Origin of the sequence: Cyanobium sp. Lug-B, assembly GCF_024345635.1 — a bacterium.
Taxonomy (GTDB): domain Bacteria; phylum Cyanobacteriota; class Cyanobacteriia; order PCC-6307; family Cyanobiaceae; genus Cyanobium; species Cyanobium minutissimum.
Window position 1 is genome coordinate 1 of the sequence record NZ_JAGQBM010000053.1, and the last position, 24,254, is coordinate 24,254.

General features: G+C 69.1%; 26 protein-coding genes. 15 read left to right on the top strand and 11 right to left on the bottom strand.

Annotated features, from left to right (window positions below; translation table 11 throughout):
* The coding region (locus tag KBY81_RS12435) for a carbonic anhydrase (RefSeq protein ID WP_254976644.1) at positions 1-704 on the bottom strand (704 nt) is incomplete at its 3' end.
* Positions 705-761: 57 nt separating this feature from the next.
* Between KBY81_RS12435 and speE the strand changes: the two genes are divergently transcribed.
* Complete coding sequence (gene speE, locus KBY81_RS12440; protein ID WP_254976645.1) at positions 762-1,655, top strand: polyamine aminopropyltransferase; 894 nt, start codon at positions 762-764, stop codon at positions 1,653-1,655.
* Positions 1,652-2,536: an agmatinase gene (speB, locus tag KBY81_RS12445; protein ID WP_106219615.1), complete on the top strand. Its 885-nt coding sequence runs from the start codon at positions 1,652-1,654 to the stop codon at positions 2,534-2,536. Before speE ends, speB begins: the two co-directional genes overlap by 4 nt.
* Here the strand turns inward: speB and KBY81_RS12450 are convergent.
* Positions 2,530-2,889 (bottom strand): cyclic nucleotide-binding domain-containing protein, encoded by a 360-nt coding sequence (locus KBY81_RS12450; RefSeq protein WP_219903815.1) that lies wholly within the window; start codon positions 2,887-2,889, stop codon positions 2,530-2,532. The two genes, speB and KBY81_RS12450, sit on opposite strands and share 7 nt — an antisense overlap.
* Positions 2,890-3,073: 184 nt before the next feature.
* Positions 3,074-3,313 carry a hypothetical protein gene (locus KBY81_RS12455; protein WP_159816280.1) on the bottom strand — a complete coding sequence of 80 codons (240 nt, stop codon included), beginning with the start codon at positions 3,311-3,313 and terminating at the stop codon, positions 3,074-3,076.
* A gap of 156 nt (positions 3,314-3,469) precedes the next feature.
* On the opposite strand from KBY81_RS12455, the gene gcvT reads away from it, so the two are divergent.
* From gcvT to KBY81_RS12480, 5 genes are all read left to right on the top strand, one after another.
* Positions 3,470-4,585, top strand: coding sequence for a glycine cleavage system aminomethyltransferase GcvT (gene gcvT, locus KBY81_RS12460; protein WP_254976646.1), 1,116 nt, complete (start codon positions 3,470-3,472; stop codon positions 4,583-4,585).
* Positions 4,586-4,670: 85 nt separating this feature from the next.
* Positions 4,671-6,494: an aspartate--tRNA ligase gene (aspS, locus tag KBY81_RS12465; protein ID WP_254976647.1), complete on the top strand. Its 1,824-nt coding sequence runs from the start codon at positions 4,671-4,673 to the stop codon at positions 6,492-6,494.
* Between the two features lie 89 nt (positions 6,495-6,583).
* Positions 6,584-7,069 carry a Dps family protein gene (locus KBY81_RS12470; protein WP_106219610.1) on the top strand — a complete coding sequence of 162 codons (486 nt, stop codon included), beginning with the start codon at positions 6,584-6,586 and terminating at the stop codon, positions 7,067-7,069.
* Between the two features lie 183 nt (positions 7,070-7,252).
* Positions 7,253-8,932, top strand: a complete 1,680-nt coding sequence (locus KBY81_RS12475) for a CTP synthase (RefSeq protein ID WP_254972076.1) — start codon at positions 7,253-7,255, stop codon at positions 8,930-8,932.
* Positions 8,907-9,554: a 7-carboxy-7-deazaguanine synthase QueE gene (locus tag KBY81_RS12480; RefSeq protein WP_254976649.1), complete on the top strand. Its 648-nt coding sequence runs from the start codon at positions 8,907-8,909 to the stop codon at positions 9,552-9,554. The genes KBY81_RS12475 and KBY81_RS12480 overlap by 26 nt, the downstream gene beginning before the upstream one ends.
* Before the next feature lie 31 nt (positions 9,555-9,585).
* Here KBY81_RS12480 and KBY81_RS12485 read toward each other — a convergent pair whose 3' ends face one another.
* The gene (locus KBY81_RS12485; protein ID WP_106219607.1) at positions 9,586-10,140 is read right to left on the bottom strand and encodes an ecotin family protein; all 555 of its coding nucleotides are present in this window, start codon (positions 10,138-10,140) and stop codon (positions 9,586-9,588) included.
* 119 nt (positions 10,141-10,259) lie between these two features.
* Here KBY81_RS12485 and queC point away from each other — a divergent pair, with 119 nt between their 5' ends.
* The 6 genes from queC to KBY81_RS12515 all read left to right on the top strand — a co-directional run bounded on the left by queC (position 10,260) and on the right by KBY81_RS12515 (position 15,492).
* Positions 10,260-11,000, top strand: a complete 741-nt coding sequence (queC, locus tag KBY81_RS12490) for a 7-cyano-7-deazaguanine synthase QueC (RefSeq protein WP_254972354.1) — start codon at positions 10,260-10,262, stop codon at positions 10,998-11,000.
* Entirely contained in the window at positions 10,997-12,313 is a 1,317-nt protein-coding gene (locus tag KBY81_RS12495; RefSeq protein ID WP_106219605.1) for an anthranilate synthase component I family protein, read from the top strand. The genes queC and KBY81_RS12495 overlap by 4 nt, the downstream gene beginning before the upstream one ends.
* The gene (locus tag KBY81_RS12500; RefSeq protein ID WP_254976650.1) at positions 12,310-13,176 is read left to right on the top strand and encodes an aminotransferase class IV; all 867 of its coding nucleotides are present in this window, start codon (positions 12,310-12,312) and stop codon (positions 13,174-13,176) included. The genes KBY81_RS12495 and KBY81_RS12500 overlap by 4 nt, the downstream gene beginning before the upstream one ends.
* Positions 13,155-13,712 carry a hypothetical protein gene (locus KBY81_RS12505; RefSeq protein WP_254976651.1) on the top strand — a complete coding sequence of 186 codons (558 nt, stop codon included), beginning with the start codon at positions 13,155-13,157 and terminating at the stop codon, positions 13,710-13,712. The genes KBY81_RS12500 and KBY81_RS12505 overlap by 22 nt, the downstream gene beginning before the upstream one ends.
* 165 nt (positions 13,713-13,877) lie before the next feature.
* Positions 13,878-15,083, top strand: coding sequence for a formamidase (fmdA, locus tag KBY81_RS12510; RefSeq protein ID WP_015110077.1), 1,206 nt, complete (start codon positions 13,878-13,880; stop codon positions 15,081-15,083).
* Positions 15,084-15,219: 136 nt separating this feature from the next.
* Entirely contained in the window at positions 15,220-15,492 is a 273-nt protein-coding gene (locus KBY81_RS12515; protein ID WP_106219602.1) for an FmdB family zinc ribbon protein, read from the top strand.
* Between the two features lie 79 nt (positions 15,493-15,571).
* Here KBY81_RS12515 and urtE read toward each other — a convergent pair whose 3' ends face one another.
* The 6 genes from urtE to ureG form a co-directional block, all read right to left on the bottom strand.
* Entirely contained in the window at positions 15,572-16,297 is a 726-nt protein-coding gene (gene urtE / locus KBY81_RS12520; RefSeq protein WP_106219601.1) for an urea ABC transporter ATP-binding subunit UrtE, read from the bottom strand.
* 31 nt (positions 16,298-16,328) lie between these two features.
* A complete protein-coding gene (gene urtD, locus KBY81_RS12525; protein ID WP_106219600.1) occupies positions 16,329-17,075 on the bottom strand; it encodes an urea ABC transporter ATP-binding protein UrtD in 747 nt (248 codons plus the stop codon).
* Positions 17,076-17,145: 70 nt separating this feature from the next.
* Positions 17,146-18,252, bottom strand: coding sequence for an urea ABC transporter permease subunit UrtC (urtC, locus tag KBY81_RS12530; protein ID WP_106219599.1), 1,107 nt, complete (start codon positions 18,250-18,252; stop codon positions 17,146-17,148).
* Between the two features lie 60 nt (positions 18,253-18,312).
* Positions 18,313-19,470, bottom strand: coding sequence for an urea ABC transporter permease subunit UrtB (locus tag KBY81_RS12535; RefSeq protein WP_106219598.1), 1,158 nt, complete (start codon positions 19,468-19,470; stop codon positions 18,313-18,315).
* A 139-nt stretch (positions 19,471-19,609) separates the two neighbouring features.
* A complete protein-coding gene (urtA, locus tag KBY81_RS12540; RefSeq protein WP_106219597.1) occupies positions 19,610-20,905 on the bottom strand; it encodes an urea ABC transporter substrate-binding protein in 1,296 nt (431 codons plus the stop codon).
* Positions 20,906-21,127: 222 nt separating this feature from the next.
* Positions 21,128-21,742: an urease accessory protein UreG gene (ureG, locus tag KBY81_RS12545; RefSeq protein WP_106219596.1), complete on the bottom strand. Its 615-nt coding sequence runs from the start codon at positions 21,740-21,742 to the stop codon at positions 21,128-21,130.
* Positions 21,743-21,807: 65 nt separating this feature from the next.
* On the opposite strand from ureG, the gene KBY81_RS12550 reads away from it, so the two are divergent.
* Together KBY81_RS12550 and KBY81_RS12555 are read left to right on the top strand one after the other, a co-directional pair.
* Complete coding sequence (locus KBY81_RS12550; RefSeq protein WP_254976652.1) at positions 21,808-22,413, top strand: hypothetical protein; 606 nt, start codon at positions 21,808-21,810, stop codon at positions 22,411-22,413.
* A 2-nt stretch (positions 22,414-22,415) separates the two neighbouring features.
* Positions 22,416-23,285, top strand: a complete 870-nt coding sequence (locus KBY81_RS12555) for an MlaD family protein (protein WP_106219594.1) — start codon at positions 22,416-22,418, stop codon at positions 23,283-23,285.
* A 24-nt stretch (positions 23,286-23,309) separates the two neighbouring features.
* On the opposite strand, the gene KBY81_RS12560 is transcribed toward KBY81_RS12555, so the two are convergent.
* The coding region (locus KBY81_RS12560) for an ABC transporter substrate-binding protein (protein WP_254976653.1) at positions 23,310-24,254 on the bottom strand (945 nt) is incomplete at its 5' end.

The window sequence follows — 24,254 nt, forward strand, 5'->3', positions numbered from 1 at the left end:
GCCAGCCGCCCCTCCGCCACAGCCTGGCCCAGCAGGGCGCTGCGCCGGGGCAGGGCGGCGGCGGCGGCGGCGGCGTTGCGGCGCACCGCCTGGGCCAGGTCGGCTCCCGGCTGCAGGTTCGCCCGGATCGGTGCCACCAGCTCCTCCAGCAGGGGGGTGAGCGGGGTGCTGGCCATGGCGGCCGTCACCGCGCCGCAGCCGCTGTGGCCCATCACCAGGATCAGGGGCACCGCCAGCTCCGCCACGGCGTACTCCAGCGAGGCGACGCCCGCATCGAAGGCCGTGTTGCCGGCGCTGCGCACCTCGAACAGCTCCCCGGCACCGCAGGCGAAGATCCACTCCGGTGCCACCCGCGAATCGGCGCAGCAGAGCACCGAGGCCCAGGGCCGCTGGCCGGCCGCCAGGGCATCGGGCCGCACCTGGCAGTGCAGCGGCCAGCTGTCGTGCAGCAGGGTCGCCCGGTCCAGGGGATTCTCGCTGCGCTCGGCCGCCTGCCAGGTGCGGCAGAAGTCCCGGTTGCGGCGCAGCAGCTCCTGGAGCGGATCGCCGCCGGGGCGGCACACCGAGAGCCGCTCCACCAGGGTGCCCTCCGCCTCCGCCGCCCCCTCCGCGGCCGCCGCCGGCCGGGGTCCCAGGGTGTCCAGGGCGACCCCGGCGCCTGCCAGGGCGAGGATCCTCAGCAGGTGGCGTCTGGAATGTGCCATGGCGCCGTGACAAGGGGTCCTGCCGAAGGTTTAGCTGGAAACCCACGAGCCAACCGCATGGGACCGCAACAGCCACCGGCCGACGCCTGCCCCCCGGGCGCCTGGGTGGACGAGGAGCTGGGCGGGGTGCGCTACGGCCTGGCCGCCACCGTGGTGGAGGAGCACACCAGCCCCTACCAGCGGATCACGATCATCGACAGCCTGACCTACGGCAAGGGGCTGCTGCTGGACGGCTGCTGGATGACGGCGGAACGCCAGGAGCGGCATTACCACGAACCCCTGGTTCATCCGGCCCTCTGCGCCGCCGCTGCCATCGAGCGGGTGCTGGTGATCGGCGGCGGCGACGGCGGCACCGCCCGTGAGTGCCTGCGCCATCCCGGCGTCGCCCACCTCGACATGGTGGAGATCGACGGGCTGGTGGTGGAGCTCTCCCGCCGGCACCTGCCCGGCCTGGGCGGCGACGCCTGGAGCGACCCCCGCTTCCACCTCACCGTCGGCGATGGCATCGCCTGGGCGGCCAACGCCCCCGCCGCCAGCTACGACGTGGTGCTGGTGGACGGCTCCGATCCCGCCGGACCGGCCGAGGGCCTGTTCAACCGGGCGTTCTTCGAAAACTGCCGCCGCCTGCTGCGCCCCGGCGGTGTGTTCGCCACCCAGAGCGAATCCCCCGAGGCCTTCCGCCAGGTCCACATCGACACCGTCCGGCTGCTGCGTGAGGTGTTCGGCCACGCCGATCCGCTCTACGGCTGGGTTCCCATGTATCCCAGCGGCTGGTGGAGCTGGACCTTCGCCTGCCCCGACGGCCCCCGCTACCGGGAGCCGCTGCCGGAGCGGGCCGCGGCGGTGGCGCCGGGCTGCAGCATCTGGTCGCCCCGCTGGCAGCGGGGGGCCTTCGAGGCGGTGCCGGCCTTCGTGGAGCGCGCGCTTGCCGACGCGGCAGGCCAGCCATGACCCCGGAGCTGTTCGACACCGAAGGGGCGATCTACATGGGCGCCCGCCGCGAGCCCGCGGGCTGCGCCGTGGGGCTCTTCGGCGTTCCCTACGACGGCACCACCTCCTTCCGCCCCGGCGCCCGCTTCGGCCCGGCGGCGATCCGGGAGGTGAGCAGCGGCCTGGAAAGCTATGACCCCCAGCTCGATCTGGACCTCGACGACCTGGCCTTCGCCGACCTCGGGGCCGTGGCCATCCCCTTCGGGGCCCCGGAGCCGGTGGTGGCGGCCGTGGGCAGGGCCACGGAGGCGGTGCTGGAGCTGGGTCTGGCGCCGCTGATGCTGGGGGGCGAGCACTCGATCAGCAGCGGCGCGGTGGCGGCGGTGGCGCGGCGTCATCCCGATCTGGTGCTCGTGCAGCTCGATGCCCACGCCGACCTGCGGCAGGAGTGGCTCGGCGCCCGCCACAGCCACGCCTGCGCCATGCGCCGCTGCCTGGAGGCGCTGCCCAGCGGCGAGCTGCGCCAGATCGCCATCCGCAGCGGCACCCGCGAGGAGTTCCAGGAGCTGCACGCCACCGGACGGCTGGTGCCGATCGACGCCATGGCGGCGGCGCTGGCGCCCCTGCGGGGCCGGCCCCTCTATCTCACCGTCGACCTCGACTGGTTCGATCCCGCCGTGCTGCCGGGCACGGGCACGCCCGAACCCGGCGGCTTCCACTGGCCCAACTTTGCGGCCCTGGTGGAGGAACTGCGCCACCACCGGCTGGTGGCCGCCGACGTGGTGGAGCTGGCACCCCAGCTCGATGCCAGCGGCGTCAGCGCCGTGCTGGCGGCCAAGGTGACCCGCAGCCTGCTGCTGCTGCTCGGGCGGCCGGTGCCCTCAGGCGCCCCGGCTCAGTAGCAGCAGGTGCCGCTGGCCCGCTGCTCCCGCAGGCGGCTGTGCTGCTGCCCGATCAGCTGCACGGCCATGGTGGGGTGGTTGTGCAGCAGGTTGAGGAAGCGGAGCCGGTCCAGCCGCAGCACCTCCACGGGCGTACGGGCGAAGGCGTCGCTGCGGTGGCTCAGTTCGCGCCAGGTGATGTCCTGGTAGCTGAACAGCTCGCCGGGGCGGTAGCAGGTCTTCTCCCCCTGCTCGCCCACCAGCTCGACGATGCCGCGGCGCACCGCGTAGATGGCGTTGGCGCTGGCGCCGCGGCAGAAGACGTGGGCTCCGGTGGGGAGGGTGAAGGTTTCACAATCCACATGAACGGCCATCAGTTCGATGGGCGATGGGGATGTGGCGGTTCTGATCAATGCCGGGGACCTCCGTGGTCGTGGTGGACAGGGTCCTGCCTTCCTAGGGCCAAACGGACCGTTCCGCTACTGGAAGGGATGGAGATTAGGGAGAAGAAGGGCGAAACGGAAGCATCCGTCACGCTTTTCAGCTTTTGATCAGCTTTCAGGGCAGGCCGGTGGCCAGGCTCAGCTGCTGACTGGCCACGGGAAGGCGGGCCTGCTTCAGCAGGGCTTCAGGGGACACCACCGGCAGCCGGGGCGGACGCGCCGTCCAGTGGTGGCACCAGAGATCGGCCACCAGCTCGGGGTGGATGGGGAGCTGCCGCAGCTGGCACCATCCCAGCTCCACCCCGGCGGGCGGGGTGCAGTGGCGGCAGCTGCGGCAGTTGGGACGGTTGCCCATCCTCTTGACCCATTGGGCCATTCAAGGTACGCATTTCCTTGACGGTGTGATAGGGGTGGAAGCCGAATCACAGGCTTTCTTCGGTATTCGCCGCAGCCGCTCCATAGGATCGCGCCACCGAGCTCCGGCGTCCCCCTGGCCGGCCGGCCGCCTCCGATGGACTCCACCCCCCTGCGCCGTACACCCCTGGATGCCGCCGCCATCGCCGCCGGGGGCCGCATGGTGCCCTTCGCCGGCTGGCAGATGGCGATCCAGTTCTCCGGCCTGGTGCAGGAGCACAACGCCGTGCGGCAGCACTGCGGCGTCTTCGACATCTCCCACATGGGGGTGCTCACCCTGCGGGGCCAGGGCACCAAGGACGCCCTGCAGCGGCTGGTGCCCACCGACCTGTTCCGCATCGGCCCCGGCGAGGCCTGCTACACGGTGCTGCTCAACGAGGCCGGCGGCATCCTTGACGACCTGATCGTCTACGACTGCGGCCGTGTCGCTGGCCCCGAGGGGGAGTGCGATGAGCTGGTGCTGGTGATCAACGCCGCCTGCGCCGAGGCCGACACCGCCTGGATCGCCAGCCAGCTGGAGCCCGAGGGCCTCTCCATCAGCGATCGCAAGGGCGACGGGGTGCTGCTGGCCCTGCAGGGCCCGGAGGCCCCCGCCCGGCTCGAGGCCCTGGTGGGCACGAGCCTGGCGGGTTTGCCCCGCTTCGGCCACCGGGAGCTGGCCATCGAGGGGGCGCCGGTGTTCGTGGGCCGCACGGGCTACACCGGTGAGGACGGCTTCGAGCTGCTGCTGGGCCGCGAGGCCGGCGTGGCGTTGTGGCAGCGGCTGCTGGCCGAGGGGGTCACCCCCTGCGGCCTCGGCGCCCGCGACACCCTGCGGCTGGAGGCGGCGATGCACCTCTACGGCAACGAGATGGATGCGGCCACCACGCCTTTGGAGGCGGGCCTGGGCTGGCTGGTGCACCTGGAGATGCCGGCCGACTTCATCGGTCGGGCCGCCCTGGAGCGCCAGACCGCCGAGGGGGTGGCCCGCAAGCTGGTGGGCCTCAAGCTGCAGGGCCGGGCCATCGCCCGCCACGGCTATCCGGTGCTCCTCGATGGCGAGCCGGTGGGCGAGGTCACCAGCGGCACCTGGTCCCCCACCCTGGGGGAGGCGGTGGCCCTGGCCTACGTGCCGGCGGCGGCGGCGAAGCCCGGCACCGCACTGGCGGTGGAGATCCGCGGGCGCGCCGAGCCGGCCGTGGTGGTCAGGCGGCCCTTCTACCGGCGCGGCTGAGCGCCCTTCCGGCGCTGTCCCGGCCCCTTAAGAACGGCCCGCCGCTGCCCTGTGGGAAACTCGCGGATTCGTTCTGCTTGCCACCATGCGCAGCCACGGGTGCGGCGATCTGCGCATCGACGCCATCGGCGAGGCCGTTCAGCTGGGCGGCTGGGTCGACCGGCGCCGCGACCACGGCGGGGTGATCTTCATCGACCTGCGCGACCGCAGCGGCACCGTGCAGATCACGGTGGATCCCGACCTGGCCCCCGCCGCCTTCGCCGTGGCCGAACGGCTGCGCAACGAGACCGTCCTGCGGGTGGAGGGCAAGGTGCGGGCCCGGCCGGCCGAGTCCCTCAACGAACGGCTGGCCACCGGCGCCATCGAGGTGCTGGCCGCCGGCATCACGGTGCTCAACGAGGTGCGCGGCAACCTGCCGTTCCCGGTGTCGGTGCACGACGAGGAGAACACCCGCGAGGAACTGCGCCTGCGCCACCGCTACCTCGACCTGCGCCGCGAGCGCATGGGCCGCAACCTGCGGCTGCGCCACGCCACCGTGAAGGCGGCCCGCGGCTATCTGGAGGCGGAGGGCTTCATCGAGGTGGAGACCCCGGTGCTCACCCGCTCCACCCCCGAGGGTGCCCGCGACTACCTGGTGCCCTCCCGGGTCTGCGGCGGTGAGTGGTTCGCCCTGCCCCAGTCGCCCCAGCTGTTCAAGCAGCTGCTGATGGTGGGGGGCATCGAGCGGTATTACCAGGTGGCCCGCTGCTTCCGTGACGAGGACCTGCGGGCCGACCGCCAGCCGGAGTTCACCCAGCTGGACATGGAGATGAGCTTCATGGACCAGGAGGAGATCCTGGCGCTGAACGAGGGCCTGATCGCCGCCATCTGGAAGCAGGTGAAGGGCATCGAGCTGCCGCGGCCGTTCCCCCGCCTCACCTGGCACGAGGCGATGGCCCGCTACGGCACCGACCGGCCCGACACCCGCTACGGCATGGAGCTCACCGACGCCTCGGACATCGTCCGGGACATGGGCTTCAAGGTGTTCTCCGGCGCCGTGGCGGCCGGGGGCTCGGTGAAGTGCATCGCCGTGGCCGGCGGCAATGAGGCCGTCAGCAACGTGCGCATCAAGCCCGGCGGTGATGTGTTCAGCGAGGCCCAGAAGGCGGGGGCCGGCGGCCTGGCCTTCATCCGGGTGCGGGCCGGCGGCGAGATCGACACGATCGGCGCCATCAAGGACAACCTCACGGCCGAGAGGAAGGCGGAACTGCTGGAGCGCACCGGCGCCACGGAAGGGACCCTGCTGCTGTTCGGCGCCGGCGACACCGCCACCGTCAACAAGGCCCTCGACCGGGTGCGCCAGTACCTGGCCCGCGAACTGGGCCTGGTGCCGGCCGAGCGGGACAACGACCAGTGGAACTTCCTCTGGGTGGTGGACTTCCCGATGTTCGAGTTCAACGCCGGCGAGAACCGCCTCGAGGCGCTGCACCACCCCTTCTGCGCCCCCAACGCCGAGGATCTGGGAGGCGACCCCACCGCCTGGGCGGCCACCCTGCCCACCGCCCGCGCCCAGGCCTACGACCTGGTGCTCAACGGCCTGGAGCTGGGCGGCGGCTCCCTGCGCATCCACGATGCGGCCCTGCAGCGCCAGGTGCTGCAGACCATCGGCCTGCCCCTGGAGGAGGCGGAGCGCCAGTTCGGCTTCCTGATGGAGGCCCTCGACATGGGCGCCCCGCCCCACGGCGGCATCGCCTTCGGCATGGACCGGCTGGTGATGCTGCTGGCAGGCGAGGAGTCGATCCGCGACACGATCGCCTTCCCGAAAACCCAGCAGGCGCGCTGCCTGATGACCCAGGCCCCGGCCGATGTGGCCCCGAAGCAGCTGGAGGAGCTGCACGTGGCCAGCACCTGGAGCGACGAGGAGGGCTGAGGGGCAGCCACTGCCGCGCCGTTGCCGCCATGCTGCGGTCATTAAGCGGAATCACTTCGCCTTAGACTGGTGCTTCCCGCTTCCTGGCCATGGCCATCACAGCTCCTCCCATCGACATCGGCATCCCGGCGGACCAGCGCCAGCAGATCGCCGATGGACTCGGCCGCGTGCTGGCCGACAGCACCGTGCTCTATGCCAAGACCCACGGCTTCCACTGGAACGTCACTGGACCGATGTTCAACACGCTCCACCTGATGTTCATGGACCAGTACACCGAGCTCTGGACCGCCCTTGACCTGATCGCCGAGCGCATCCGGGCCCTCGGTTTCCCCGCCCCCTATGGCGGCACCCTCTATGCCGGCCTCTCCTCGATCCCCGAGGCCGAAGGCGTCCCCGCCGCCCTGGCCATGGTGCGGGAGCTGGTGGAGGGCCATGAGGCCGTGGCCCGCACGATCCGCTCGGTGTTCACCACCGCCGACGACGCCAGCGACCAGCCCACCGCCGACCTGCTCACCCAGCGGCTGCAGATCCACGAGAAGACGGCGTGGATGCTGAGGAGCCTTCTGGAGGGGTGAGCGTCAGCGGGCGCGGCCTGCGCCGGTCCGCGCCCGCGTTGCGGGCAACGGCCGGCTTCGGTCGCGCCGCTGACGCCTCCCCAGGAGGCTGGGCACGGGGGAAGAGGGGGGCTGGGCGAGGAGGCCCCTGAGGGCGGGCGGACTGGAAGGGGTCGGTAGATTGGGGGATCAGCGCAGCGCCCGATGTCCGCACCGTCCGCCACGCGGGGCCATGCCGCGAAGTTCGTCTTCGTCACCGGCGGGGTGGTGTCCAGCATCGGCAAGGGCATCGTCGCGGCCAGCCTCGGGCGGCTGCTCAAGTCCCGCGGCTACAGCGTCTCGATCCTGAAGCTGGATCCGTACCTCAACGTGGATCCGGGCACGATGAGCCCCTACCAGCACGGGGAGGTGTTCGTCACCGAGGACGGCGCCGAGACCGACCTGGATCTGGGCCACTACGAGCGCTTCACCGACACGGCCATGTCGCGCCTCAACAGCGTGACCACCGGCTCCATCTACCAGGCGGTGATCAACAAGGAGCGCCGCGGCGACTACAACGGCGGCACCGTCCAGGTGATTCCCCACATCACCGGCGAGATCCGCGAGCGCATCCACCGGGTGGCGGCCAACAGCGGCGCCGACGTGGTGATCACCGAGATCGGCGGCACGGTGGGCGACATCGAGTCGCTGCCGTTCCTGGAGGCCATCCGCGAATTCCGCGGCGACGTCGGCCGCCAGGACCTGGCCTACGTCCATGTCACCCTGCTGCCCTACATCGGCACCTCCGGCGAACTCAAGACCAAACCCACCCAGCATTCGGTCAAGGAGCTGCGTTCCATCGGCATCCAGCCCGATGTGCTCGTCTGCCGCAGTGACCGGCCCATCAGCACCGACCTCAAGGCCAAGATCGGCGGCTTCTGCGGCGTGCCGGCCGGCGCCGTGATCCAGGCCCTCGACGCCGACAGCATCTATGCCGTGCCCCTGGCGATGGAGAGCGAGGGCCTCTGCCGCCAGGTGCTCGACGTCCTCTCCCTGGTCGACCATGACAGCGACATGGCGCGCTGGGCGGAACTGGTGGAGAAGCTGCGCCACCCCGGCCCCGCCGTGAAGGTGGCCCTGGTGGGCAAGTACGTCCAGCTCAACGACGCCTACCTCTCGGTGGTGGAGGCCCTGCGCCATGCCTGTCTGGAACGGGACGCCTCCCTCGATCTCCGCTGGATCTGCGCCGAGCAGATCGAGAGCCAGGGTGCCGACGCCCTGCTGCGGGGCATGGATGCGGTGGTGGTGCCCGGCGGCTTCGGCCACCGCGGCGTCGACGGCAAGGTGGCGGCGATCCGCTGGGCCCGCGAGCAGCGGGTGCCGTTCCTGGGCCTCTGCCTGGGGATGCAGTGCGCCGTGATCGCGTGGGCCCGCCACCAGGCGGGTCTGGAGGGGGCCACCAGCGCCGAGCTGGATCCCGCCTCGCCCCACCCCGTCATCCACCTGCTGCCCGAGCAGCAGGACGTGGTGGACCTGGGCGGCACCATGCGCCTGGGCGTCTACCCCTGCCGGCTGACGGCGGGCACCATGGCCCAGCGCCTCTACGGCGAGGAGGTGGTCTACGAGCGCCACCGCCACCGCTACGAGTTCAACAACGCCTACCGCTCCCTGTTCCTGGAATCGGGCTACGAGATCAGCGGCACCTCCCCCGACGGCCGCCTGGTGGAGCTGATCGAGCTGAAGGACCACCCCTTCTTCACCGCCTGCCAGTACCACCCGGAGTTCCTCTCCCGCCCCGGCAAGCCCCATCCCCTGTTCCGGGGGCTGATCGCGGCGGCCCAGCAGCGGCTGCCCGGCTCCCCCAGCGAGGCCGTGGACCGTGTCGCCAGCCCCATCTACGGCTGACGGCCCGGCGGTGGTGGAAACCTTCCACTCCCTGCAGGGGGAGGGTCTTCACGCCGGTCGCAGCGCCTTCTTCATCCGCCTGGCGGGCTGCGATGTGGGCTGTCCCTGGTGCGACACCAAGTACTCCTGGCCGCAGGCGGCCCATCCCACGCGCCCCCTGGCAGACCTGGCGGCCGAGGCCAGCGCCGCCGCCGTCGCCGGTGCCGCCTTCGTGGTGATCACCGGCGGCGAGCCCCTCCAGCAGCCCCTGGACGGCCTCTGCAAGGCCATGGCGGCAACGGGCCTGCCGCTGCACCTGGAAACCAGCGGCGTGGGGCAGCTCAGTGGCCGCTTCGACTGGATCACCCTCTCGCCGAAGCCCCACCGCCCCCCGGCCGCCGATCTCCTGGCCCGCTGTGATGAGCTCAAGGTGGTGGTGACCTCCCCGGCCGACCTGGCCTTCGCCGAAGCCATGGCCGCCGAAGCGGCCCGCCTGCGTCCGCCCGCCGCCCCCGGCCCCGCTCTCCTGCTCCAGCCCGCCTGGGACGAACCGGCCGGCCGGGAGCTGGCGGTGGCCTACGTGCGTGCCCACCCCGACTGGCGCCTCAGCCTGCAGAGCCACAAGTGGCTGGGGGTGCGCTGAAGCCCCTGGAACGGCCCCCTGCGCTGAAACCTCAGAGGGCCTGGGCCGGCTGCTGCACCTTCTCCGCCTTCCAGAGCCGCCAGCGCAGCTGCAGATCCTTCGGGGTGTAAACCACGATCGGCCGGCTGGCGTCGTAGGGCACCACGAAGGGCTTGCTGCCCATCGGCACGAACACCTTGCGGGTCGCCTGGCCGGGGGGGCAGGCCATCAGGGTCGAGACCATTGGCCCCACATCACTCACCGTGTAGACGCTGACGCCCAGCCCCTTCACCTTGCTGGCGCGGAAGCGGCCGCGGAAGGCCCGCTGGTTGCAGTCGGCCTCCACCTCCCGGCCGGCGATCAGCTGCACCCGCCAGTCGCTCGGGTGGGGGGACAGGCGGGGATCGGCGGTGGGCGGCAACACGCCGGGCAGCTGGATCACCCAGCGGGTCTGGGCGGCGGTGGGCTTGGGGTAGGGCGTCAGATCCAGCCGGGGGATGGCCCGGGCCGGCGCCACCGTGAGCGCCAGCAGGGACGGCAGGCTGACGATGACGATGACGCTGGCGGTGGCCGCGGCCGCCGTGGCGCGGCGCAGGGCATGGGCCATGGGGAACCTCGGAAGGGACCGGAAACCGGCGCCACCACCATGGCATCCTCCGTCGCGTCCGGTCGCTCCGCCCCCGGCGCCGCTTCCACAATGGGGGGGCCGTCGTCACCGCTCGCCCCATCACCCGCTCCCCCGCCACGCCCTCCCCACCCCCGCCGCTCGCCATCGCCCTGCTCTCCGGCGGCCTGGATTCGGCCACCGCCGCGGCCCTGGCGATCGAGGCGGGCCACCGGGTCATCGGCCTTTCCTTCGACTACGGCCAGCGCCACCGGCGCGAGCTGGACGCCGCCGCCGCGGTGGCCGGCGCCCTGGCGCTGGAGGAGCACCACGTGATCGCCGTGAACCTGGCGGCCTGGGGCGGCTCGGCCCTCACCGATCCGGCCATCCCCGTCCCCGACGGCGGCGTGGTCGCGGGGGTGATTCCCAGCACCTACGTCCCCGGCCGCAACACGGTGTTCATCGCCCTGGGGCTAAGCCTGGCCGAAGCCCGCGGCGCCACCAGCCTCGTGCTCGGGGTCAATGCGGTGGATTATTCCGGCTATCCCGACTGCCGCCCCGACTACCTGGCCGCCTTCCAGACCCTGGCCGACCTGGCCACCAAGGCGGGACGGGAGGGTCAGGGGGCCCGCCTCTGGGCCCCCCTGGTGGCCTGGGACAAGGCCACCATCGTGCGCGAGGCCCTGCGGCTCGGGGTGCCGATCGCGGCCACCTGGAGCTGCTACAGCGGCGAGGATCTCCCCTGCGGCCGCTGCGACAGCTGCCGCATCCGTGATGCCGCCCTGGTGGCCGCGGGCCGGGCCGACCTGACCAGCGCCGCCGTGCGCGCCGGAGCCGCCCTCGGCGCCGGAGCCGACCGTTGAGGAGCGATCCGCTCCCATGGCTGGAGCCCCGGGCCCTGGCGCGGGTCCTGGCCGAGCGCTTCGGCCGGGACGGGCTGGTGCTGCTCGACGGAGACGGCAGCCCCCTCGGCTGCCGCGGCGTGCTCGGGGTGGATCCGGTGGCCAGCGTGACCTGCCGGGGGCTGCCGGGCAGTCCGGGGGCAGCCGATCCCTTTGACGTCTTCGCCGATCTGGAGGGCCAGGGGGGACCCTGGCTGGGCTGGCTCGGCTACGAGGCCGGGGCCTGGGTGGAGCCGGCCGGGCACTGGCTGGCCTCCGACATGGCCACCCTCTGGGCGGCCCGCCACGATCCCCTGATCCACTTCGACCGGGGGGAGGGTCGGCTGTGGCTCGAGGGCCAGGACCCGGCCCGGTTCGCGGCCATGGCGGGGCTGCTGGCGGATCCCGCCCTGGCGGCGGCGGTGGCCGGGGCCGGGGAGCGCCCGGCCGAGGGGCCCGGGATCGCCCGCGGCGCCTGGCACTGGCACACCGACCCGGACACCTATGCCGCCCAGGTGGGGATCCTGCGGGAGTGGATCGCCGCCGGCGACCTCTTCCAGGCCAACCTCACCGCCTGCTGCGAGAGCCTGCGGGAGGAGCCGCCCGATCCGCTGGCGCTGTTCCTCCGTCTGGTGGGCCATGGCCCGGCCCCCTTCGCCGGCCTGGCCATCGCCGGTGGGGAGGCGGTGATCTCGGCCTCGCCGGAGCGCTTCCTGCGCCTGCACCCCGACGGCCGGGTGGAAACGCGCCCGATCAAGGGCACCCGGCCCCGCCACGCCGACCCCGACGCCGATGCCGCCCGCGCCGCCGAGCTGATCTGCGACCCCAAGGACCGGGCCGAGAACGTGATGATCGTCGACCTGCTGCGCAACGACCTGGGCCGGGTCTGCGTACCCGGCTCGGTGCATGTGCCCCAGCTGCTGGGGCTGGAGAGCTACGCCCACGTGCACCACCTCACCTCGGTGGTGATGGGACAGCTCGCCGCCGGGCGCGGCCTGGTCGACCTGCTGCGGGCCTGCTGGCCGGGGGGCTCGATCACCGGCGCCCCCAAGGTGCGGGCCTGCCGGCGCCTCAGCCAGCTGGAGCCGGTGCCGCGGGGGCCCTACTGCGGCTCCCTGTTTCACCTGGGAGCCGATGGCGGCTTCGACAGCAGCATCCTGATCCGCACCCTGCTGCAGAAGGATCGGCGCCTGCGGCTGCATGCCGGCGGCGGCATCGTGGCCGACTCCGACCCCGTGGGGGAGGCCCGGGAGATGGGCTGGAAGATCGAGCCGCTGCTGGAGGCCCTGGCATGAGCGCTGACCCAGCTCCGGCCGGCACGGCCATCGCCTGGATCGACGGGCCGACGCCGGAGGGAACCTGGGGCGATCCGGACCGGCTCTGCCTGCCCCTGAACGACCGCGGCCTGCTGCTGGCTGATGGTCTCTTTGAAACGGTGCTGATCGAAGGGGGGACGCCCCGGCTGCTGGCGGAGCACCTGGAGCGCTGGCGCATCTCGGCCGCCAGCCTGGGCCTGGCGCCACCCCCCGGGGCCGACCGGGTGCGGGCGCTGCTGGCCGAGGCGGTGGCCCGCAGTGGCCTCACCGGCAGCGGGGCCCTGCGGCTCAACTGGAGCCGGGGCAGCGGCGCCGGCCGGGGCCTGGCGCTGCCGGGGCCGGACGAACCCCAGGGCCGCCCCCGCTTCTGGCTGCAGCTGAGCCCCTGGAGGCCCGCCTCCACGCCGGTGGCGGTGATCGTCAGTGGGGTGGAGCGGCGTAACGCCGCCAGCCTGGTCAGCCGCTGCAAGACCTTCGCCTACGGCGGCGCCATCCAGGCCCTGCGGGAGGCCCGGGCCGCCGGGGCCGATGACGCCCTGCTGCTCGGCAGCGGCGGCGACCTGTGCTGCGGCACCAGCGCGAACCTGCTGGTGCGGCGCAGGGGCGCGTGGGTCACCCCGCCCCTGGAGAGCGGCTGTCTGCCGGGGGTGATGCGGGGCCGCGGCCTGGCCCTGGGGTTGCTGCGGGAGGAGCGGCTGTCAGTGGCGGACCTGCTGGAGAGCGAGGCGGCCCTGCTGGTCAACAGCCTGGGCGGCCGCCCGATCCGGCGCTGCGGGGCCATCGATCTGCCCCTGCCCGCCGGGGTTGATGGCCTCTGGAGATGGCTGCTGGCGTCGTCATAGGTTGGCGCCAGAATCGATCCATCACGTTGTTCGACGCTGTGGGGGGCCTGGGGTCCCGGAAGCACCTGGCAGGACTGCTGGCCGGCATGCTCGCGGGCACGGGACTCGCCCTGGCCGGTTGCGGCGCCACCCCGAAGGAGGTGGCCGTTCAGGACGCCAAGCCGGGCGACCTGCTGGTGCAGGTGGACGGGAGCCGGGTGGAGCTGGTGCGGGCGTTCCAGCCGGGCGTTGCCAACGGGCTGCACAAGGGTGTGGTGAAGGTCACCTCAGTTGGCGGCGATGCCAAGGGCCAGCTGTACGAAACCACGGCGATCTGCAGCGTCAAGGGAGAGCCGGGCTGGCAATCGTATGACAATATCTATGGAGATCCGATCAGTGATCTCAACGCCAAGAGAACATTTCCAGTCAAGGATCGCTGGCAGTTTCTGTTCCACTTTGATGGCCGCACGGAGCAGGTCGGCAAGCTGGATCCCAGTGTCTGGGTAGCCCGATTGAAGGATAATCTCTGCCGCAAAGGGGATTTCGACGACACCTGATCCCCCGGTGGTCGAGGGGAGGGAGAAAGGTCTCCTGGATGTGAGAATGATTCTTGATCCCGTTCCCTGGAGCGGACACAGGGCCCCAATGTCCTGTAGCAATCGACACTTTCGGGCCGCAGGTCATCCTTTTGGATGGATGGGAAATTGCGCCTCGGTTCTTCGATGCCCAAAACACTCTTCTCCGTTGATCTCACCAAGCCGATGGATCAACAGGACATGCCCGGGCACAACCGCTGGCACCCGGAAATCCCTGCCGTGGCCTCGGTGAACCCTGGCGACGTGTTCCGGATCGAATGCAAGGACTGGACCGATGGTCAGATCAAGAACAATGACGACCCCAAGGACATCGAGGATGTGAATCTCGAGGTCGTTCACGTCCTCAGCGGCCCGATCTGGGTCAACGGTGCCCAGCCCGGCGACATCCTGGTGGTCGACATTCTCGATGTCGGTGCCCTGCAGGGGGATGAGTGGGGCTTCACGGGCATCTTCGCCAAGGAGAACGGTGGCGGATTCCTCACCGATCACTACCCCAAGGCCGCCAAGGCCATCTGGGATCTCGAAGGCATCTACACCTCCTCCCGCCACATTCCCGGTGTCCGTTTCGCCGGCATCACCCACCCGGGCCTGATCGGCTGCGCCCCCTCCCACGAGCTGCTCAACGAGTGGAACCGTCGTGAAACGGAGCTGGTGAAGACCGCCCCCGACCGCCGCACCTACGGCGCCGGCCTCTCCGGCAGCGAGCCCGTGCTGGCGGCCCTGCCCAACCCCAACAGCGCCATCCTCGGCACCCTCCCCGGCAGCGAGTTCGAGCGGGTGGCCAACGAGGCCGCACGCACGGTGCCGCCCCGCGAGCACGGCGGCAACTGCGACATCAAGAACCTCACCAAGGGCACCCGGATCTATTTCCCGGTCTATGTCGAAGGGGCCAAGCTCTCGATGGGCGACATCCACTTCTCCCAGGGGGATGGGGAAATCTCCTTCTGCGGCGCCATTGAGATGTCTGGCTATCTCGACCTCCACGTCGAGATCATCAAGGGCGGCATGGCGAAGTACGGCATGGTCAACCCCATGTTCAAGACCAGCCCGGTGGAGCCCCACTACACCGACTACCTGGTGTTCGAAGGCATCTCCGTGGATGAGTTCGAGGGCAAGCAGTACTACATGGACGTCCACATCGCCTACCGGCGTGCCTGCCTCAACGCCATCGAGTACCTCAAGAAGTTCGGCTACACCGGTGAGCAGGCCTACCTGCTGCTGAGCTGTGCGCCGGTGGAAGGCAGGATCAGCGGCATCGTCGACATCCCCAACGCCTGCTGCACCCTGGCCATCCCCACGGGGATCTTCGACAAGGACATCCTCCCCTGCTGATCAGCAGGCTGGCGGGAGGGGCCTGGATACCAGGCCCCTTTTTCTTGTCTGCCACTGTTCTTGTCTGCCACTGTTCGGGCCTGCCTGTGTTCCTGGCGGCCCTCTCTTTCCTCCCTGTCGTTCCCCTCGTCTTGCGATGCCTGTCTACGAATACAGCTGCAGCAACGGCTGCGACAACTATGAGGTCTGGCGCAGCATCGATGAGCGCCACAAGGAAACCAACTGCCCGAGCTGCAGCGCCGAAGGCCTCCGTGTGTTCACACCGGTCATGTCCCTGAGCGGCCCTTTCCGACTGAAGCAGGAGCAGTCCGAACCGCGTCTGGTTCGCAAGGAAACCAGGGAAGCCACCGGCAAGCCCCGGCTCAAGGAGAGTGGCACCCGTCCCTGGATGCTCAACCGCGGCTGCTGAGCGCCCCACCAAAGCAAAAGTCCCGGGTCGCGCCACCACTGGTGGCCTCGGCCCGGAACTTGCTGTTGCGCCGGAATCCTCAGACCGTGAGGAACTCCTTGATCACGTCGTCGGAGAGCTGATCGGTCTGGCCGCTGGAGACGATGCCGCCGCGCTGCATGGCGTAGTAGAAGTCGGACTGGCGCACGAAGTGCAGATGCTGCTCCACCAGCAGCACGCTGATGCCGGTCTCCTTCATGATCCGTTGCACCGCATTTTCGATGTCGAGGATGATGGAGGGCTGGATTCCCTCGGTGGGTTCATCGAGGAGCAGTAGCTTGGGCTTGCCCAGCAGGGCACGGGCGATGGCGAGCTGCTGCTGCTGGCCGCCGCTGAGATCACCGCCCTTGCGCTTGAGAAACTTCTCGAGGATCGGGAAAAGATCGAAGATCAGCGGATCGATGTGGCGGTTCTTTTCCAGGCCGCCGGGAAGGGCCTCCATGCCCAGCAGCAGGTTCTCCTTGACGGTCACCTGGGGAATGATGTCCCGGCCCTGGGACACATAGCCGATGCCGGACCGGGCCCGTTTGTAGGGGGGCTGGTTGGTGAGCTGGCCGTCCTGGTAGGTGATCGTCCCGGATCGCTGCTGCAGCAGTCCGATGACGGTCTTGAGGAAGGTGGTCTTGCCGACGCCATTGCGGCCGATCAGGCAGACCATCTTGCCTTCGTGGATGGTCAGATCCACGTTGCGGAGAATGTGGCTTTCCCCGTAATACACATTGAGGTCGGAGACCTGGAGCAGGGGCTGGGCGCTGGTGGTGGACATGGGCTCGCGGTGGGTGATGGTCGGGAAACGATCAGTGTTCGGGCGGCCCCAGGTAGACCTCGATCACCCGCGGATCGGCTTTGACCTTCTCCAGCGGCCCTTCGGTCAGCACCTGTCCCTGGTGGAGCACGGTGACGTCGAAGCCCAGGTCGCGGATGAACTCCATGTCGTGCTCGATCACCACCACGGTGTGGTCGCCGGCGAGGGACTTGATCAGCTCAGCCGTGCGCAGGGTTTCCTCATCGGTGAGGCCGGCCACGGGTTCGTCCAGCAGGAGAACCTCCGGGGCCTGGGCCACCAGGGAGGCAATGGCGAGCCATTGCTTCTGGCCGTGGGACAGGGAGCCGGCCTTGACGGTGGCGAAGGGGGTCAGGCCCACGTAGTTCATGATCCGGTGCACCTCGTCCTTGGAGGACTGGGGCAGACCGGACCCCAGCAGGCTGAAGGCGTTCTTGACCGGTGAGGCGGAGAGCTCCAGGTTGCGGAGCACGGTGAGGTTCTCGAACACCCGCGGCGTCTGGAATTTGCGGCCGATGCCGCTGCGCGAGATCTGCTGCTCGGAGACGCCAAGCAGGGACTTGCCCTTGAAGCTCACCGTTCCTTTCGTGGGCCGCACCTTGCCTGTGATGACATCCAGGAAGGTGGTCTTGCCGGCACCGTTGGGGCCGATGATGGACTTCAACTCACCCTTGTAGAGCTTCAGGCTGAGGTCGGTGAGGGCATAGAAGCCATCGAAACTCACGCTGACGTCATTGAGCTCGAGTAGAGGTTCTGACATGGACTTCGGAAGGGTGCGGAATCAAAGGAGCGGTCACAGCAGATGAGCCAGGAAGCGTCTTCCTGGGGGACTAATCCACAGGAACGGCCTCCTTGTCGATCTGGGGGTAGGTCTTGGCCTTCTGGGCGATGCCGAAGGCGGCCAGGAAGGTGCGGAAGCCACCCTTGGTGATCCAGCCGTAGATGCCATCGGGCATCAGGACCACCACGAAGATGAACAGGGCCCCCTGCACGAACAGCCAGGCCTCGGGCAGGGCCTCACTCACCAGGCTGCGCAGGTAGTTCACCAGGGTGGCACCGATGATCGGACCCACCAGGGTGCCCCTGCCGCCCACGGCGACCCAGATCACCATCTCGATCGAGAAGGAGATCGACATGTACTGGGGCGAGACGATGCCGGACTGGACGGTGTAGAGGGCTCCGGAGATGCCGCAGAGGGCTCCGGCCACCAGGAAGACGATGGTCTTGAAGGGGACGGGGTTGAAACCGGCGAAGCGCAGGCGGCTCTCGTCGTCACGGATGGCGATCAGGGCATCACCGAAGCGACCGCTGGTGAAGTAGCGGCAGACCAGAAAGGCCAGGGGCAGCAGCACCACCGTGAGGCGGTAGAACCAGACCTGCATGTCCGGGGAGCCCACCAGCTGGCCGAAGAGTTCGCTGGTGCTGGTCTTGAGACCGTTGGTGCCGTCAAAGAGTTTCTGCTGGCCGTTGAAGAAGTGGAAGAAGACCATCAGAGCCGCCTGGGTGATGATCGAGAAGTACACCCCCTTGATGCGGTTTCGGAAGATCAGCCATCCCACCAGGCCCGCCACCACCGCCGGAATCACCCAGAGAGCGATCAGGGTGAACACCGGTGACCAGAAGGGCTGCCAGAAGAACGGCAGCTGGTCGACGCCGTAGTTCTCGAAGAACTTGGGAATCCCGTTGCCACCCGCCAGGCTCTTGGTGTTGAGCATCAGGTACATGGCCACCGCGTAGCCCCCGAGGGCAAAGAAGATGCCCTGTCCCAGACTCAACAGACCGGTGTATCCCCAGATCAGGTCGATGGCCAGGGCCGTGATCGCCAGGGAGAAATAGCGGCCGAAGAGGTTGAGGCGGAAATCATCCAGCGCTGCCGGCAGGATGAACAGGGCGATCGCCAGCAGAATCCAGGGGACGAGTCGTTGGAAGATTTTCACAGGTAGGGCCTCCTGGTGGGGAGATGGAACGGGAATCTGCAGAGGTTGGGACGGACCGGGTCAGGCATCGACCGAGCGACCCTTCTGGGGGAACATGCCGTTGGGGCGGAACTGCAGGAAGACGATGATGAAGATGAACACCAGCACCAGGGACATGCTGGTGGTGGCGAAGAATTCGATCACCCCTTTCGCCGCCAGTGGCATGTCAGGGAAGATCGTCAGCAGGGTGCCCGAGCCGATCACCGACTGGATGATGCCCAGCAACAGGGAGGCCAGCACGGTGCCCAGCAGGTTACCGACGCCTCCGAGGACGATCACCATGAAGCAGGAGACGATGTAGGCCGCGCCGAGGTTCGGACCCACCGAACCGAGCAGGGTGATGGCGCACCCGGCCACCCCCGCCAGGCCGGAGCCGATGCCGAAGGTGATGCTGTCGACGCGGTCGGTGGGGATGCCCAGGCAGTTGCTCATCTGACGGTTCTGGGTGACCGAACGGATGCGCAGGCCCCAGACGCTCTTGTTGAGGAACCAGTAGGTGGCCAGCAGCAACAGAGCGGACAGCAGAATGATGAAAATGCGCAGGCCGGGCAGTTCGATCGTGCCGATCATCCCCCAGCTTCCCTGCAGCCATTTCGGGGCGGTGACATCGATGTTGCGCGGACCGAACCAGGCCTTGGAGAGCGGACGGACCTGGTCAAAGAGGTTGACGGCGATCAGGCCGATGCCGATGGCGATCGCCCAGCCCAGTCCGTTGAGATAGGTGAAGAAAGGCTTGGCGGAGAACTTCGCCGCGAGCAATTTCGAGATAATGAAGCCAACGCCGACACCCACGAGGATGCCCAGCATCATGGCCGTCGACACGCTCCGAATCAGCTGAATCAGAATCAGGCTGACCCCCCACGTGGCCAGGAGAGTTTCAAGCGGTCGGCCATAGAGCTGCCGGATCAACGTTCTTTCCAGCAGAACTCCAATCAGTGCCGTCACAATGAAGGACAACACCAGCGAGACCGGGAAATACAGTTCGAAGATCACACCACCCATGGGCTTGAAAGCCGATTGCACCACGTAGGTGACATAAGCCCCGAGCATCATGAATTCGCCATGGGCGAGGTTGATGACACCCATCAATCCGAAGACGATGGCCAGGCCTGTCGCTGCCAGCAGCAGCACGGACCCGATGCTGAGGCCATCGAGGATCTGAGAAAAGAAAAGTTCCAACGGAATGAAGGTTGAACGTTAGATCCAGCGCTGCTGAGGCGACGCTGGATCGGGTCGAACGTGGTGGTGTGGCGGACCGGAAAGGGGCGGTTCCCGCAGGAACCACCCGACTTTCATTCCCTCACGGATGGCTCCGTGATCACATCTTGAACTTGCCGGCGTCAGGCCGATCCTGGGTCCAGTCGCAGGTGAAGCCCTTGGTCTCGGGAACGAACTGGTTCCAGGGAATCGGGGGGATGGCCTTGACGCTGTCGTACAGGATCTTGAACTGGCCGGTGGGCTCCGCTTCGCCGATGAGCACCCGCTCGGAGGTGTGGTGGTTGGGGAACATCTTGATTTCGCCCTGGGGAGCGGCGAAGGTGATCCCGATCATGTTCTGACGAACCTTGTCGAGATCCTCGAAGGTGCCCGCCTTCTCGACGGCGTTCTTCCAGAGGTACACCATGTTGTAGGCGGATTCGGCCGGGTCACCCGTGACGCGGTCGGCCCCGTACATGGCCTGGAAGTCGGAGGTGAACTTCTTGGAGGCCGGGGTGTCCAGGCTCATGAAGAAGTTCCACGCGGCGTAGGTGCCGGTGGTGTACTCGGGGCCGATCTGGCGGATCTCCTCCTCGGCGATGGAGAACGACATGATCGGGTACTTGGCCGGATCGATGCCCGAAGCCTTGAACTGCTTGAAGAGGGCGACGTTGGAGTCACCGTTCAAGGTGTTGATGATGATCCCGCCATCCGGGAAGGCTTTCTTGATCTTGGCGATGATCGGAGCCACCTCGGTGTTGCCGAGGGGGATGTAATCCTCGCCGACGGTCTCACCGCCAAGCGCCTTCATCTGCTCCTTGATGATGGTGTTGGCCGTACGCGGATACACGTAGTCGGAGCCCACCAGGTAGACCTTCTTGCCGAGCTTGTCTCCGAACTTGTCCATCAGCCACTGAACCGCGGGCTCAGCCTGCTGGTTGGGAACAGCGCCGGTGTAGAAGATGTTCTTCGAGCACTCCTGACCCTCGTACTGAATCGGGTAGAAGAGGATGTGGTTCTTCGACTCGAAGACCGGCAGCATCGCTTTGCGGCTGGCGGAGGTCCAACCACCGAAGACGACGGCGACCTTGTCGGAGTCGATCAGTTTCTGGGCCTTCTCGGCGAAGGTGGGCCAGTCGGAGGCACCATCTTCGGAAACGGCAACGATCTTGTAGGACTTGCCGCCGACTTTGACGCCGCCGGCGTCATTGATTTCCTTGATCGCCATCTCTTCGACTTCTTTCAAAGTCGTTTCGGAGATGGCCATGGTGCCGCTGAGAGAGTGAAGGATGCCGACCTTCACTTCACCATCAAAATTGCCGCCGGACCCGGACTCGCCCCCGCAGGAGACGAGGGTTACGCTCACGGCAGTTGCGGCGATTGCAGCTGCCAGTCGCCTTGAAAGATGCAGAGACATTGATGCCTGTTCAAGATGAATTGTAGTCGCCGTAACCGACGGCAAAGGGAAAGGTACGGAAGGACGTGGTTACCCCCGGTATCCAATGAGACAGAAAGCCGCCCAGGGCCCGCCGGAGTGAGGATTTGAACGTCGCAGACCTGTCGATATGTTGCATTACCTACGGTTTTTCTGATCAACGCCTGAAAGGCGAATACCAGAATCCTTGATCGCGTGCTCGACTCAGGCGGCTGCCGGTTCAGGCAGCTGCCGCAGCAGGAAGCTTTCGACCCGATCGAGGCCTTCGCCGCTGCGCAGATTTGTGAAGCACCAGGGGCGACCGCCGCGCATGCGTTCGGTGTCGCTCTCCATCACGGCCAGGCTGGCCCCGACCATGGGGGCCAGGTCGATCTTGTTGATGACCAGCAGGTCGGAGCGGGTGATGCCGGGCCCCCCCTTGCGGGGGATCTTGTCCCCGGCGGCCACGTCGATCACGTAGATGCACAGATCCACCAGCTCCGGGCTGAAGCTGGCCGCCAGGTTGTCGCCGCCGCTCTCCACCAGCACCAGGTCGAGGTCCGGGAAGGCTTCCTCCAGTTCCTGGACGGCCGCCCGGTTGATCGAGCAGTCCTCCCGGATGGCGGTGTGGGGGCAGCCGCCGGTCTCCACGCCCCGGATCCGCTCGGGGGCCAGGGAGCCGGCACGGGTGAGGAACTGGGCGTCCTCCTGGGTGTAGATGTCGTTGGTGACCACCGCCAGCTGCAGCCGCTGCCGCAGCCGCCGGCAGAGCGCGTCGACCAGGGCCGTCTTGCCTGATCCCACCGGACCGGCCACGCCGACCCTCAGTTTGCTGCCCATCGCCCCGGTCCAGGATGGGTGCCATCCTGACGCCAGCGCCGAGGGCTGCGGTGAGTGACGGACCGATGCCGACGCTGATCCGTCGCTTCGAGCGCCTGGATGCCCGACTCGTCGCCACCGTCATGGGCACGGGGGTGGTGGTCTGCCTGGGGTTCATCGAGCTGCTGCGCAGTCCCCTGCAGCAGCTCTCCAGGGTGACGATCGAACTGCTGGCGGTGCGGGCCCTGCTGTTTCTGGCTCCCCTGCTGGTCAGCCTGTTGCTGCTGCTGCGGGATGGCCCGCTGCTCCTGGGCGGCCGTCGCCCCCCCGCCTCCTGGGGGCCCGACCTGCTGGCCAGCGGCCTGCTGAGCGTCGTGCTGCTGCTCTATTTCATGGCGGCCGTGATCATCACCGCCAGCCTCATGCTCAACCAGGGGGATGGGGTGGCGGAGGTGGGCTTCCTTATCGGCCAGCTGGAGCCGGCCCGCTTCGCGGCCGCCCTGGCCAGGGCGGCCGCCTATGGCGGGATCTGCGCCGCCATCTGCCTGCAGCAGGCCCGGCGCAGCGCCTCCGGCGAGGTGGGGATGGCCTCGGGCATGGCCCGGTCGCTGCGGCTGGGCATCGGGGTGATGGTCTGCCTCGATGTGCTCTGGACGATCGTCGTCGATCCCCTGCGCATGGGAGGAACCTGACCGTGTCCACCTCCGCCAGGCCGCGGCGCCCCGGCCCCCAGAGCCTGGTCTTCCTGGCCGGAGCGGTGGCCCTGCTGGGGGTGTTCGTGCTCGGGATCGCCCGCTCCGGCAACTGGCTGGCGCCCAGCGTCCGCCTGCAGTTCCGCACCCTCGACGCCGCCGGCCTGCAGACGGGCATGGCGGTGCGCATCTCGGGGTTCGCCGTCGGCCAGGTGCGCCGGATCGTGCTGCAGCCCGATGCCCAGGTGCTGGTGGAACTGGAGCTGCGGGACCCCTACCGCTCCATGGTGGGTCGCCGCAGCCGGGCCGAACTGGCCCAGCTGGGGCTCCTGGGCGACAACTACATCGCCATCACCCCCGACCCGGCGGCGATCGGCCAGCCCCCGATCGGCGACGGCGAGACGCTCGTCTTCACCAGCCGGCCCGACATCGACGACCTGATCGCCGAGGTGGCCAGCAGCCGCATCCCCCTGCAGCGGGCCGTCAGCAGCGGCCTGACCCTGGCGGAGACCCGCCTGCCCCGCAGCCTCGACGAGCTCGATCGCACCCTGGTCGCCAGCCGTCGCCTGGCGACGCGCCTGGAGGCGGACACCCGCCGCAGCAGCAGCGAACTGAATCGCACCCTGGGGGCTACCCGCGCCCTGGCCGAGCGGCTGGAGGACCGGGCTGACGGCACCGCCGCGGATCTGTCCGCCCTGATCCGGCGGCTGGAGAGCACCGAATCCCAGACGCGGCCGCTGCTGCTCCAGACCCTGCGCGAGCTCTCCACCATGGCCACCGCCACCAACCGCCTGGTGAAGACGCTCAACGAGAGCTGGGTGATCGAACTGATCGAGCGGACCGGGGAGCCCCGACGCGAGCGGGACCGCTGAGCGCCGCGACGGCTGCCGGCGGCGTCACCCCTCCACCCGGTCGGCCTGGCGCAGCAGCGGCGGCGGCAACGTCACTCCGATGGCCCGGGCCGTGCGGCGATTCAGCAGCAGCAGCTTCCGGGTCACCGGCTCGAAGGCCATCGTGGCGGGGGAGCGGCCGCGCAGCACCTGCACCGCCAGGGCTCCGGCCTGGGCCCCGTCGGCCTCCGGATCCCAGCCCACCACCGCCAGGCACCCCGGCGTGGTGATGTCGGACGGGTCGACGGAATAGACCGGCAGGCGATGGCGCAGGCCGGCTGCCGCCAAGGCGGCGAAGCCCACGCTGGTGGCGTAGTCGCCCACCCGCACCAGGGCCCCCACCCGGTGGCCGGCCAGGATGTCGGCCGCCCGGGTCACCTCCGCCGGCCCCGCCACCGGCTCGACCATCACCGCCAGGGAGCGCGGCGCCGCTTCCCGGCGCAGCAGCTCGGCTTCGAAGCTGGCGTTGGCCTCGGAGGGGTTGTAGACGAGCCCGACACTGGCCAGGCCGGGCCTGATCCGGCTGGCGAGATCGAGCTGCTCGGCCAGGGGATTGGTGCTGACCGTGCCCACCACATTGGGCCGGTGGCGGGTGTAGCTGGTGCCGGCCCCGGCCCCCCACGGGTTGGAGCAGTAGCAGAACACCACGGGCACCCGAGCCGGGGCGATCGCCAGGATCGCCGCCAGGGGCGGGGTGCCGATGGCCATGAGCATGTCGACCCCGGCCTCCAGCAGCTCCTCCACCTGGGCGCGGCAGGTGGCCATGCTGCCCGCGGCGAAGCGCTCCAGCAGGGTCACGCCGGCCGGTGCCCGGAAGCCGCCCTTGGCCAGGCCCCGCACGAAGCCGCGGCGGGCGGCATCGGGGCCGGCCCCCCGCACGTACTGGACGATCCCCAGTCGCGGCGGCCCTGGCGGCCGGCGGCGGGGGTTGCAGCCGGCGGCCAGGAGGGT

Excerpts from the sequence above, each read along its gene's own strand:
- speE (WP_254976645.1), top strand. The coding sequence starts at position 762 with ATGGGACCGCAACAGCCACCGGCCGACGCCTGCCCCCCGGGCGCCTGG.
- speB (WP_106219615.1), top strand. The coding sequence starts at position 1,652 with ATGACCCCGGAGCTGTTCGACACCGAAGGGGCGATCTACATGGGCGCC.
- KBY81_RS12450 (WP_219903815.1), bottom strand. The coding sequence starts at position 2,889 with ATGGCCGTTCATGTGGATTGTGAAACCTTCACCCTCCCCACCGGAGCC.
- KBY81_RS12455 (WP_159816280.1), bottom strand. The coding sequence starts at position 3,313 with ATGGGCAACCGTCCCAACTGCCGCAGCTGCCGCCACTGCACCCCGCCC.
- gcvT (WP_254976646.1), top strand. The coding sequence starts at position 3,470 with ATGGACTCCACCCCCCTGCGCCGTACACCCCTGGATGCCGCCGCCATC.
- aspS (WP_254976647.1), top strand. The coding sequence starts at position 4,671 with ATGCGCAGCCACGGGTGCGGCGATCTGCGCATCGACGCCATCGGCGAG.
- KBY81_RS12470 (WP_106219610.1), top strand. The coding sequence starts at position 6,584 with ATGGCCATCACAGCTCCTCCCATCGACATCGGCATCCCGGCGGACCAG.
- KBY81_RS12475 (WP_254972076.1), top strand. The coding sequence starts at position 7,253 with ATGTCCGCACCGTCCGCCACGCGGGGCCATGCCGCGAAGTTCGTCTTC.
- KBY81_RS12485 (WP_106219607.1), bottom strand. The coding sequence starts at position 10,140 with ATGGCCCATGCCCTGCGCCGCGCCACGGCGGCCGCGGCCACCGCCAGC.
- KBY81_RS12500 (WP_254976650.1), top strand. The coding sequence starts at position 12,310 with ATGAGCGCTGACCCAGCTCCGGCCGGCACGGCCATCGCCTGGATCGAC.
- KBY81_RS12505 (WP_254976651.1), top strand. The coding sequence starts at position 13,155 with ATGGCTGCTGGCGTCGTCATAGGTTGGCGCCAGAATCGATCCATCACG.
- fmdA (WP_015110077.1), top strand. The coding sequence starts at position 13,878 with ATGCCCAAAACACTCTTCTCCGTTGATCTCACCAAGCCGATGGATCAA.
- KBY81_RS12515 (WP_106219602.1), top strand. The coding sequence starts at position 15,220 with ATGCCTGTCTACGAATACAGCTGCAGCAACGGCTGCGACAACTATGAG.
- urtE (WP_106219601.1), bottom strand. The coding sequence starts at position 16,297 with ATGTCCACCACCAGCGCCCAGCCCCTGCTCCAGGTCTCCGACCTCAAT.
- urtD (WP_106219600.1), bottom strand. The coding sequence starts at position 17,075 with ATGTCAGAACCTCTACTCGAGCTCAATGACGTCAGCGTGAGTTTCGAT.
- urtA (WP_106219597.1), bottom strand. The coding sequence starts at position 20,905 with ATGTCTCTGCATCTTTCAAGGCGACTGGCAGCTGCAATCGCCGCAACT.
- ureG (WP_106219596.1), bottom strand. The coding sequence starts at position 21,742 with ATGGGCAGCAAACTGAGGGTCGGCGTGGCCGGTCCGGTGGGATCAGGC.
- KBY81_RS12550 (WP_254976652.1), top strand. The coding sequence starts at position 21,808 with ATGCCGACGCTGATCCGTCGCTTCGAGCGCCTGGATGCCCGACTCGTC.